Raw genomic sequence first — 12,005 nt, 5'->3', positions numbered from 1 at the left:
GATTCCAGAAAAATTCTGGAACCTTAAAATCTATTATTTAACAAAGTCAAGTAATGCTAAGAAGCTATCTGCTTCAAGTGATGCTCCACCAACTAAAGCACCGTCAACATCTGGACATGACATATATGAAGCAACGTTTTCAGGTTTAACAGAACCACCATATTGAACACGTACTTTATCAGCAACTGTTTGACCAAAGTCAGCAGCTACAACATCACGAACTGCTTTACACATGTTTTGTGCATCATCTTGAGTTGCAGATTTACCAGTTCCGATTGCCCAGATTGGCTCATATGCAATAACAAGAGAAGAAACTTGTTCTTCTGTTAAACCAGCTAATGCTGCAGAAACTTGAGCTCCCACAAACTCTACCGCTTTACCAGCTTCGTATGTTTCTAATGATTCACCACAACAAATAATAGGTGTTAAACCGTTTGCAAAGATAGCTTTAGCTTTTTTATTGATGTCTTCATCAGTTTCATGGAAGTAATCACGACGTTCTGAATGACCAATAACAACATAATCTGTTCCCATTTCAGCAAGAACTTTAGGACTATTTTCACCTGTAAAAGCTCCAGCATTTTCAAAATAAGCATTTTGAGCAGCAATTTTAAGATCAGAACCTTTTGCAGCTTCAAGAACTGTTGAAAGATCAAGAGCAGGTGCAGCAATTCCAGCTTCAACTAACTCTGATGAAGGTAATTTTGAAACAACAGCTTCAATGAAAGCTCTAGCTTCTTCAGGGTTTTTGTTCATTTTCCAGTTACCAGCAATAAATGGTTTACGTGACATTTCACATACCTCTTCTTTTTTTATTTACAATTATTATTTTATCACATTTTTACATCTAATAAAAGAAAATGTCCAGTTTTTTGGGATAATTTTCACAAATTTTGTGATAATTTCAGAAAACATTTCCCTAGAGAATAGACAAAAATAATTGCAAAATGGAAACAAAATATCAATTCATATAAATAAAAAAGCCTCCAAATAGGAGGCTTTTACAATTGAGTTGTCTGACCCTAATTGTTAATCTGGGAACTTAATTAAAATTAAGCTTCGATTTCTGAAACAATACCTGAACCAACAGTACGTCCACCTTCACGGATTGAGAAAGTAGTACCTTGTTCAACGGCGATTGGGTGGATCAACTCAACGCTGATTGTCACGTTATCACCAGGCATTACCATTTCAGTACCAGCTGGAAGTTCGATTGAACCTGTTACGTCAGTTGTACGGAAATAGAATTGAGGACGGTAGTTGTTGAAGAATGGAGTATGACGTCCACCTTCATCTTTAGAAAGGATGTAAACTTCACCTTTGAATTTAGTGTGTGGGTTGATTGAACCTGGTTTAGCAATAACTTGTCCACGTTCGATTTCGTCACGTTGAACACCACGAAGAAGGATACCTACGTTATCTCCTGCAAGACCTTCGTCAAGTTGTTTACGGAACATTTCAACACCAGTAACAACTGCTTTTTTAGTTTCTTCTTTGATACCAACGATTTCAATTTCGTCGTTGACACGAACAGTACCACGATCGATACGTCCTGAAGCTACAGTACCACGACCTGTGATTGAGAATACGTCTTCGACTGGAAGAAGTAATGGTTTGTCTGTATCACGTTCTGGTTCTGGAATATACTCATCAACAGTTTTCATCAATTCCATGATGATGTCTTCGTATTTAGAATCACCTTCAAGAGCTTTAAGAGCTGAACCTTGGATAACTGGTAGGTCATCACCTGGGAAATCGTATTCTGAAAGAAGGTCACGGATTTCCATTTCAACTAATTCAAGCAATTCTTCATCGTCAACAAGGTCGATTTTGTTCATGAAAACGATAAGGTGTTTAACACCAACTTGGCGTGAAAGAAGGATGTGCTCACGAGTTTGTGGCATTGGTCCATCAGTTGATGCAACAACAAGGATAGCTCCGTCCATTTGGGCAGCACCAGTGATCATGTTTTTAACATAGTCCGCGTGTCCTGGGGCATCAATGTGGGCATAGTGACGAGTTTCAGTTTCGTACTCAACGTGTGCAGTGTTGATAGTGATTCCGCGTTCGCGCTCTTCTGGAGCAGCATCGATAGAAGCGTAATCTTTTGGTTGGTTAACTGAAGTTGGTAAGCGACGAGCAAGTACAGTTGTAATTGCAGCTGTCAAAGTAGTTTTACCGTGGTCAACGTGTCCAATTGTACCAATGTTAACGTGGGGTTTACTACGATCGTATTTTTCTTTTGCCATTTTGGGAAAAGCCTCCAATAAAATATATTTTATAGATAGACGGTAGGCAATACAGTCTAACTTTACCTTACTATTGTAGCAAATTATAGGGAAATTGCAAGTATTTTATGCTTTTTGCCCTTTCTTTATTTTTACATTCAAGATTTCTTTCCTTATCTTTTTTGAGTTGGAAAAAGAGAAAACTCCCTAAATTTTCAAATAAAGGGAGTTTTTATTTAAATTGACTAATATCAACAATTTTGTCATTTTCAGTTCTAACTGTTTTGCGATAGGTTAGCTCTGCTTCTTTTAGAATTTCTTCACGTTTTTCATTGGCATCAATATTTAGGACAAAGCCAATAGCAACTGAAAGAACTAATAAGCTATTTCCCCCTTGAGATAAGAAAGGGAATGTCACACCAGTTGACGGAATTAAACCAGAAATACCGCCAATATTAACAAAAACTTGCATTAACATCATACTACCGATGCCTAAAGCCATCATGGCATTAAATGGTTTTTTGGCTTTGATGCCAACATTTAAAATTCTTAAAATCAAAAAGAATACTAAAGCTAAAATTAAGCCTGCTCCAATAAGTCCTAATTCTTCAATAACAATTGAAAAGACAAAATCGGTTTGAGCTTCTGGAAGGTAGCCTCTTTTTTCAATGGAATTCCCTAAGCCAACACCAAACCACCCCCCATTACTCATAGCGTAATAAGAGTGAGCTAACTGATGTCCTGAATCTGATAAGTCAACAAATGGATTATAGAAGGCACTAAAACGTTTAGCAACATACCCAAAAACGGGGACTTTTGCCACTGTTTTAACACCGATGATTTTAATAGAACCTAATATTGTTGTTGAAATCAAAAAAATAATACCAAGTAAAGCTGCATACCAGCGATAGCCTATCCCTGAAGCAGAAAAAACATGGACCCCAGTTAAGACAATAATAACAGCATTTCCTAAATCTGGTTGGATGGCAACAAGTCCAACTAAAACAAGAGCACCTACTCGCCAGTCGTATAAATCACTCCAAGATTTAGGCCACCAAGTTCTCCTAGTCAGGGTTTGGTAGTCATATCGAGCAATCTCTTCTTGTTTAAGAGCGAAATTGCTTGCTAGAAACCAAACGATGATGACTTTTAAATATTCAGCAGGTTGAATACTAATTGGTCCCATAACAATCCAACCATGAGCTCCATTTACTGTTGGTGTAAAAAATCGTGAGATTAATAGCAAAATGCCCTCAAAAACCATAGCGTATGTCAGGAGTTTTTTATTTCTCAAAAAATCTAATTTTAACTTATAAATAAAAAACATGGCAACTAAACTAACGATACCAAAGGCACCTTGAGTCATTACCGATTTAAATGGATTTAGCTGATTTTGAATTAAAGTAGCACTTGTTGTGGAATAGACAATAATTAATCCTATAACCGTCAGAATTAAATACGGTACTAAAATAGAATAATTCAACAAATGCTTTTTTTCTATTTTCATATTTTCCCCTATTTTCGAGATAATCTTTTAGCATTATACCATCTTTCACTTTTAAAAAAAAGAGAAAAGGAGATGGGTTTAAGCCCCTTCTCCTCTCTACACATTAACCAGAATTACGTAATCCAGTAGCAATTCCATTGATTGTTGTATGGATTAATTTTTCGTATCCTTCACCTAATTGGTTTTGTCTTAGGCGTTTTATCAACTCAATTTGAATATAATTTAAGATATTGAAATAAGGTAATCTAAATTCCAAACTATGTTTCAATGAAGGATGGTCTTCCAATAGCTCATCATGATTTTCAATTGCTAAAATCATATTTTTAGTCAATTGCCATTCATCCAAAAGAATATAGTAAATATCTTTGACTTCTTGAGTATTTGCAAGTTGAGCATATTGATAAGCAATATTCATGTTAGACTTAGAAAGCACCATATCGACATTTGATAAAAGGGAGTGGAAAAATGGCCAAGTTTTATACATGTGTTGAAGCTTAGCTAAATTACCTTCTTCTTTATCAATAAAATCTTTAAAAGCAGATCCTACACCATACCAACCAGGGAACATTATCCTGTTTTGAGACCATGAGAATACCCAAGGGATGGCTCTTAAACCTGTGATTTCAGTTATGGTTTTACGAGCCGCTGGTCTTGACCCAATATTTAAACTAGAAACTTCTTTAATCGGACTAGCTTCAAAGAAATAATCATAAAAGTTTGGATTGTCAAAAACTAAATCACGGTATACTTTATTACTATAGGAAACAATACCTTCCATAGTTTCTCTAAAGCCATCAATTTCATTTGGATTAGTCAACATTCTAGACACCATTCTATTAATAGACGCTGAAATAAGCATTTCCAAATTATAGTAAGCGGCGTCTTTATTTCCAAATTTATTCTCAATGATTTCGCCTTGTTCTGTTAGACGAATTTTATCTTTTATTGAACCAAATGGTTGTGATGTAATGGCATCATATGATGGACCTCCACCACGTCCAACCGTACCACCTCTACCATGGAAGAAAGTAATTTTGATTCCATTTTTTGATCCAATTTCGGTCAGTTCATTTTGCGCTTTGTATAAAGTCCACCCCGAAGCTAAATAGCCTCCATCTTTATTACTATCGGAATAGCCTAACATAATTTCTTGATAGTTGTGATTAGATGCAATCCAATTTTTGACAATATCATAACTCAAGTACTCTGTCATAATGGCATTTGAATTGTCCAAATCCTCAATCGTTTCAAAGAGTGGTACAATCTGAACACGCGCCATATGTTTATCCAAAAGCCCCACTTCTTTAAGCATAATTGCCAACTCAAACATATCCGAAACACTTTCAGTATGTGAAATGATATGCTGTTTAATAACATCTTCACCCAATTTATCTTTAAGATAACGAGCTGCTTTATAGATTGCTAATTCTTTTTCTAGTAATTCTGATTTTTCAACAGCGGTTGCTGAAAGTATACGGGGGTCTTCTTCGAGTTCCTTAAGAAGTATTTGACATTTTTCAGTTTCGTTTAATGCACTATAATCGTCCACAATATTTGCCGATTTAAGCAATTCAGCCACACAAGCCTCTTGAACACTTGAATCCTGTCTCATATCAATACTTGCTAGGAAGAAACCAAAAACATCAACAGCTTGGAGTAAGTCTGAAAAATCTCCCGAGATAAGTGTTCCTTCGCCATTTTGAACAAGAGAATCTTTAATAATCAACAAGTCTTTTTTGAAGTCTTCTGCTGTCTCATAGATATCAGAAGGCTGTTTATCATGTGATGCATTCTCTTTGATACTGGTTAAAGTATTTGACATTTTTGACTGAATATAGTGGAAAGCTTTGCGATAAGGTTCGTGTTCCCTATATATCGAAGTATCACTTGATAGTGCCGCTAAGTCGTCCAGAGCTTTGCTGGTTTTTGAAAAACGAGAAGATAATGACAATGAACGGTATAATTTAGATAACTTTTCTAAATAGTATTCAATGATTACCTGACTCTGAATTGAAGCAGATAATTGGAGCGTTTCAGCTGTTACAAATGGATTTCCATCACGATCGCCACCAATCCACATTCCCATTGTAATCGGTTTCGGATTTTCTAATTCAAGCCCTTTTTCTTTTGCTAATTCTTTATAAGCAAGTGTTAACCGAGTAACCGCTGGAATGATCGATGAATGATAATATGCCATAACATTGGTGATTTCATTTTTAACTTTAAGTTTCTTTTCACGAATGATATCTGTCTGCATGATGATTTCAACGTAACGACGTAATTCTTCTAACCATTTTTCTTCATTGATAACGCCAGATTTGACATCGCGATACTGCCTTAAGAGGCCATGAATTTTATTAGTTAATTCCAAAACGGTTTTGCGTTGAACTTGCGTTGGGTGTGCTGTTAAAACAGGAACGACTGTAACGTTCTCCAAAATGTCCTTTGCATTTTCTTTGGAAGCAACTTCTTCAATGGTATGAGACAATTTACCAAGATAATTGATTCCTTTATTATTTTGAAAATTTATCTCATATGCTAAATCAACATCTTCAGAGATATTGATCAGCAATGGCAAAATTGAAAAATAACGAGACATAATAACCATCTCATCATCAGTCAAGGATTCAATCATTTTTTCAAGTTGAATGTAATCATCTTGTTCTGAGAGTTTTACAATTTGCTCAATTTTTAAAAAGGTCTCATCCCCAACCATGTCACGGGTGATTGTTTCTAAAATAGTTTTTAAAATCGCAACTTCCTCAGCAATAATTGCCTGATTACTACTACTCTCTAATTTTTTCACAGCCAAATCATTCACTCCTTATCTGTTACTTAATAAAATGATACCACTTTTTCTGAAAATTGTAAGGGACAAGTCCCAAAATGTTTGTTTTCTTTATCATTTTTTATTTCTTTTACTAAAAAAAGTTTGTTTATCACTGATTTTCGCCAACACAGTACTTTTTTGTTATACTAAACCTATCAAATAGACGAGGTAAAACAATGGAATTAAAAAAACGGTCTGAATTTCCGGAAACAGAGTTATGGGATTTAAGTGCCCTTTATAAAGATCGCCAAGACTTTTTACGAGCTATTGAAAAAGCCTTACATGATGTTCTTGAATTTCAAAAAAATTACGATGGTCACTTACATCACTTTGAAGATTACGAGAGAGCATTATATGAGATTGAACCGATTTACATTCAAATGAGTCATATCGAAACATACTCATTCATGCCACAAACAACAGATTTCTCTGATGAAACCTTCGCAGAAATAGCTAAAGCTGGTGATGACTTTTTAACAAAAGCAAATGTCGCATTAAGCTTCTTTAAAACTGCATTAGCATCAGCTGATAGCGAGATCTTAGATGAACTTGAAAAGAATGATCACTTTACAGCACTTATTCGTCAAGCAAAAATTCAAAAAGAACATCTCTTATCACCTGAAATTGAAAAAGTTTTAAGCCATTTTAGAGATGTTTTAAATGCCCCTTATGATATTTATACAAAGATGCGAGCTGGTGATTTCAAAATGGAATCTTTTGAGGTTGATGGAAAAACCTATTCTAACTCATTTGTTAGTTATGAAAATTTTTATCAAAATCATGAAAGCGCTGCTGTTAGAGAAAAAGCTTTTCGTTCCTTTTCAAAAGGTCTTCGCCTTCACCAAAATGCGGCAGCGGCAGCTTATCTTGCAAAAGTAAAAGCTGAAAAAATGATTTCTGATTTACGTGGCTATGATTCTGTTTTTGATTATCTTTTAGCCGAACAAGAGGTTGATAAATCTCTCTTTGATCGACAAATTGATTTAATCATGTCAGAATTTGGTCCTATTGCTCAAAAATTCCTCAAACATGTGGCCAAAGTAAATCACTTGGAAAAGATGACCTTTGCTGATTGGAAACTTGACATTGATAATGCCTTGAATCCTGAGGTCTCTAACGAGGATGCCTATGATTTGGTCATGAAATCAGTAGCTCCACTCGGAGCAGAATATGAAAAAGAAATCGCCCGATATCAGAAAGAACGGTGGGTTGATTTTGCAGCGAATGACCATAAAGATTCTGGAGGTTATGCCGCAGATCCCTATAAAGTTCATCCCTATATCCTTATGAGTTGGACAGGACGCATGTCTGATGTCTACACATTAATACATGAAATTGGACATTCAGGACAGTTTATCTTTTCCGATAATCATCAAAGTTACTTTAACACGCACATGTCAACTTATTATGTCGAAGCCCCTTCTACTTTTAATGAGTTACTCTTGTCAGATTATTTGGAAAATCAGTTTGAAGATGCCCGACAAAAACGTTTTGCATTGGCGCATCGCTTAACAGACACCTACTTCCATAACTTCATAACACATCTGTTAGAAGCAGCTTTCCAAAGAAAAGTTTATCAGTTAATTGAGGATGGTGGGACATTTGGAGCTGAAAAACTAAATGAGTTGATGAAGTCAGTATTGACCGAATTTTGGGGTGATGCTATTGAGATTGATGACGATGCTGCCTTAACTTGGATGAGACAAGCACATTATTACATGGGCTTATACAGCTATACTTATTCCGCAGGCTTAGTCATTTCTACTGTCGGCTATCTCAATTTAAAACAATCTCCTAGCGGAGCCCAAGATTGGCTTGACTTCCTCAAATCTGGTGGAAGCAAAACACCTATTGAAACTGCTCGACTTATCAAAGCCGATATTTCAACTGAAAAACCACTTAGAGATACCATTCAATTCCTTGATGATACTGTCAATCAAATCATTGCATATTCAAATGAGATTGTTGAAAATAGTTAAGAATTGTCCTGATAAAATAAAAAGCATCGTCAGAATTAGCCTTACGATGCTTTTGTTTCAATTACTTGACGCTATCTAAATAAAAGTATATGACATCACCCTTTTTTACTTGGAGTGCATCAGCTCCCTTTGAAGCCATCTTATCGTTTACTTTGAAAAACCAATACACTTGTTTCTTTTCATCTTGATGATAGTTATCAATGGCTTTAATAAACCCTTTTTCTTCTTTGACTTTATAGTTTTCCTTTAGAATTTCCATTACAGTATCCCCTTTTTGGAATGGGACTTTTTCGTCAATCGTATTGGTATCTTCCTTAACTATAAGTCTCACATAACCATCATTAGGCTTTTGATGCTTACTTGTATTTTGTCCATTTGAAGACGAACAAGCTACTAATAAAAAGCTAAAAAGCAAAAGACAAAGTGATTTAAAATAGTTTCCCATGGGCGAACCTCCTAAAAATGATGATAAAAATTGGATAAAAAAGAAGGGTAGAAAGGGCATGCATGAGGTTAAATGGCATACCAGCAAGAATATAGCTCCACCAAGGCATTTGATAGATTATGGTAAAGAAACTATCAATGATAATGCCATAAAACAATGCTAATAAAGCAGCAAAAAGGCACTGAAATAGCATTGCCTGTTTACCCATTTTTTTTGATAGAGGATAAAGAACATAGTGCCATAAGAATAAAATAAAACTAAAGGTCGTTATTTGCCAAAAAACCCATGGACCAAATCCTAATAAAAAGGAACTGGTCAGCATGCAGACTGACATGACTAAGATAGCTTCATAATAAGAACTTAAAATAGCTAATACTAAAAACATAGCCGTTACAGGTTGAATATTTGGCAAGTGTGAAAAGGTTAGCCGCAAAACAAAAGCTAAAGCGGCCAGTATGGAAATACGGGTTATCTGTTTAAGGGACATAACTATACTTTCTCGTTTTTTATCTATTATGACAGATTTTGAATGGCTTGACTAGCAAAATTTCATTTAAAAAGACTGTAAAATTAGATTATCTTAACACAAGATTAAGATAATCGAAAAAAAATACAATAAAATGTCAAAAATGGTGATGGTTTTGAGGTAAACTTTTATAAAAATGCAACAAGTGAATTGGAAGTTAAGCTTACTCATGTCCTTTTAAATTCCATTATCAAAAATTGAACCCTTTAGTTCTTAAAATGTAAGACAATATAAGAATATAGTTAGGAATTTTTGATTTTTTAAACCGTTTAGGGTACAATAACAATAATGAGAAGAAGAATTAAACCAATTGTTGTACTTGTTTTTTTTCTCTTATTTGCTCTTTTATTAATTATTGGTAAAACACATTCAGATCATTTGAAAGAAAAGGAACTCAAAATAGCAAAATCAAGTGTCCCAATAGTTTCAAGCAAAGAAGAAACAAAACCTTCCAGTACAACGGATACCGAAGAATTTATCTTAAATCCCATCGTGGATGTTTCTGGTTGGCAACTACCAAGAGATATTGATTACGATATCCTATCGAAAAACATTTCGGGTGCTATCGTTCGTGTTTTTGGTGGCTCCCAGATTACTTCAAAAAATAATGCCGCTTATACAACCGGTATTGACAAATCTTTCAAAACACATATTAAAGAGTTTCAAAAACGAAAAGTTCCTGTTGCTGTATACAGTTACGCATTAGGATCAAGCTCAGAAGAAATGAGAGCTGAGGCACGTGCCTTTTATAAAAATGCTTCTCCTTACAATCCAACATTTTATTGGATTGACGTTGAAGAGGCTACCATGAAGGATATGAATAAAGGTGTAAAAGCCTTTCGAGAAGAATTAGAACACTTAGGTGCTGAAAACATTGGCCTTTACATTGGCACTTATTTTATGCAAGAACAGAAAATTTCTACTGAAGGCTTTGACGCCATTTGGATTCCAACATATGGAAGTGACTCAGGCTACTATGAAGCGGCACCAAACACTGATTTAGATTATGATTTACATCAGTATACCTCACAAGGTTACCTCCCAGGTTTTAACAACCCACTTGATTTAAATCAAATAGCTGTTACAAAAGATACCAAATCAACTTATGAAAAACTTTTTGGTAAACAATAAAGGAGACCTTTTTGGTCTTTTTTTATTGAAAGAATGCCTTTCCTTGACAAAACACTTTCAACTCGATTATAATGAACAAAGTAAAAATAATATATTTCACAAAGGAGTGCTTCCGCTGAGATCGCATTTGCGAAATCCTAAATACCTGATCTTGTTAATACAAGCGTAGGGATTGTGATCTTGATATTCATTATCATCTTGAATTTCAGGCTCTTTTTGTGAAGAAAAGGAGTTTTTTTATATGTCTCAATTTAATCTTCGATCTTTAACTGAAATGGCTATCATGACTGCATTAGCTCTTGTCTTAGATAAGCTAGTCTTGTTTACAATGCCACAAGGCGGCTCTGTTTCTTTAGTTATGTTACCGATTATCATCGTTGCCATCCGTTGGGGAATTGTTGAGGGAATTGTAACTGGATTATTAGTTGGCTTGATTCAGTTATTCTTTGGTGGCTATTTCCTAAATATTGCTCAGGTATTCTTGGACTATATTGTTTCTTATGCAGGCATTGGCTTGGCTGGAATGTTTTCAGCTTCCATCAAAGAAACTCCATCTTCTAAGAAACTAATAGGACTCATTTCCCTTGCTACACTAGTTTCTGCATTCTTCCGTTTCATCGGTAACTTCTTGTCCGGTATCATTTTTTACGGATCCTATGCACCAAAAGGTACTCCCGTTTGGATTTATTCATTAACTTACAATATGAGTTATATTATTCCGTCAGCAATTTTAACCATTGTTGTTATGATACTCTTAGCCAAAGCAATGCCAAAACTGTTTGAGAAATAAGGTTGTTCTCAAACACTAACCTTTAATGAAGCAATAAAAAATGGTATAATTACGGTATTATACCATTTTTTATGTATTATTTAGGAAAGTCAAATGGCCAAAAAAACAAAATTAAAGAAAACACTTGTTGAACAAATTTTAGAAAAAGAGAGTATTCCCTTTGAAAGTTTAAGTCTAAACGCATTAAAAAATGAGATTCCTACTGATGTGTCATCCTCGGATATTTTTAAGACCCTAGCCTTAAAAGGGGATAAAACTGGACCCGTTATTGGCATTTTACCAATCACCGAACATCTCTCTGAGAAAAAATTAGCCAAACTTTCTGGCAATAAAAAAGTCGTCATGATTCCTCAAAAAGACTTGCAAAAAACAACAGGTTACATTCATGGTGCTAATAATCCTGTTGGCATTAGACAAAAACACAACTATCCTATTTTTATAGACATTTCTGCAATCGAGAAGAAAGAAATGATTGTTTCTGCTGGAGAAGTTGGCAGATCTCTGAAAATTGATAGTCAACTACTAGCTGAATTTGTTAAGGCAGAATTTGCTGATATTAAGGAGTAATC

At 35.0% G+C, this 12,005-nt stretch carries 10 protein-coding genes and 1 riboswitch; of the genes, 4 read left to right on the top strand and 6 right to left on the bottom strand.

The features are described from left to right. Positions 1–33 precede the first annotated feature (33 nt). The 4 genes from tpiA to ppc form a co-directional block, all read right to left on the bottom strand. Positions 34–792 (bottom strand): triose-phosphate isomerase, encoded by a 759-nt coding sequence (gene tpiA / locus DQM95_RS03535; protein WP_037592335.1) that lies wholly within the window; start codon positions 790–792, stop codon positions 34–36. 260 nt (positions 793–1,052) lie between these two features. Further along, complete coding sequence (tuf, locus tag DQM95_RS03530) at positions 1,053–2,249, bottom strand: elongation factor Tu (RefSeq protein ID WP_037592336.1); 1,197 nt, start codon at positions 2,247–2,249, stop codon at positions 1,053–1,055. 211 nt (positions 2,250–2,460) lie between these two features. Beyond that, positions 2,461–3,735: a cell division peptidoglycan polymerase FtsW gene (gene ftsW, locus DQM95_RS03525; RefSeq protein WP_012658126.1), complete on the bottom strand. Its 1,275-nt coding sequence runs from the start codon at positions 3,733–3,735 to the stop codon at positions 2,461–2,463. 103 nt (positions 3,736–3,838) lie between these two features. Next, positions 3,839–6,547, bottom strand: a complete 2,709-nt coding sequence (gene ppc, locus DQM95_RS03520; RefSeq protein WP_037592337.1) for a phosphoenolpyruvate carboxylase — start codon at positions 6,545–6,547, stop codon at positions 3,839–3,841. 194 nt (positions 6,548–6,741) lie between these two features. Between ppc and pepF the strand changes: the two genes are divergently transcribed. Then, entirely contained in the window at positions 6,742–8,544 is a 1,803-nt protein-coding gene (gene pepF, locus DQM95_RS03515; RefSeq protein ID WP_037592338.1) for an oligoendopeptidase F, read from the top strand. A 61-nt stretch (positions 8,545–8,605) separates the two neighbouring features. Here pepF and DQM95_RS03510 read toward each other — a convergent pair whose 3' ends face one another. Both DQM95_RS03510 and DQM95_RS03505 read right to left on the bottom strand, forming a co-directional pair. Then, positions 8,606–8,989: a DUF4430 domain-containing protein gene (locus DQM95_RS03510; protein WP_012658123.1), complete on the bottom strand. Its 384-nt coding sequence runs from the start codon at positions 8,987–8,989 to the stop codon at positions 8,606–8,608. After that, on the bottom strand, positions 8,973–9,476 hold the full coding sequence (locus DQM95_RS03505) for an ECF transporter S component (protein ID WP_012658122.1): 504 nt from the start codon (positions 9,474–9,476) through the stop codon (positions 8,973–8,975). Before DQM95_RS03505 ends, DQM95_RS03510 begins: the two co-directional genes overlap by 17 nt. A 327-nt stretch (positions 9,477–9,803) precedes the next feature. Here DQM95_RS03505 and DQM95_RS03500 point away from each other — a divergent pair, with 327 nt between their 5' ends. From DQM95_RS03500 to DQM95_RS03490, 3 genes are all read left to right on the top strand, one after another. Next, the gene (locus tag DQM95_RS03500; protein ID WP_012658121.1) at positions 9,804–10,646 is read left to right on the top strand and encodes a glycoside hydrolase family 25 protein; all 843 of its coding nucleotides are present in this window, start codon (positions 9,804–9,806) and stop codon (positions 10,644–10,646) included. A 92-nt stretch (positions 10,647–10,738) separates the two neighbouring features. Next, a riboswitch (TPP riboswitch) is annotated at positions 10,739–10,835 on the top strand. Between the two features lie 52 nt (positions 10,836–10,887). Beyond that, a complete protein-coding gene (gene thiT, locus DQM95_RS03495) occupies positions 10,888–11,436 on the top strand; it encodes an energy-coupled thiamine transporter ThiT (RefSeq protein ID WP_037592339.1) in 549 nt (182 codons plus the stop codon). Positions 11,437–11,529: 93 nt separating this feature from the next. Then, positions 11,530–12,003: an aminoacyl-tRNA deacylase gene (locus DQM95_RS03490; protein WP_037592340.1), complete on the top strand. Its 474-nt coding sequence runs from the start codon at positions 11,530–11,532 to the stop codon at positions 12,001–12,003. Positions 12,004–12,005 lie beyond the last annotated feature (2 nt).

The organism is Streptococcus uberis (genome assembly GCF_900475595.1).
Taxonomy (GTDB): Bacteria; Bacillota; Bacilli; order Lactobacillales; family Streptococcaceae; genus Streptococcus; species Streptococcus uberis.
Note: the sequence above shows the minus strand (reverse complement) of the source record. Positions and strands in the feature narration are given on the sequence as shown.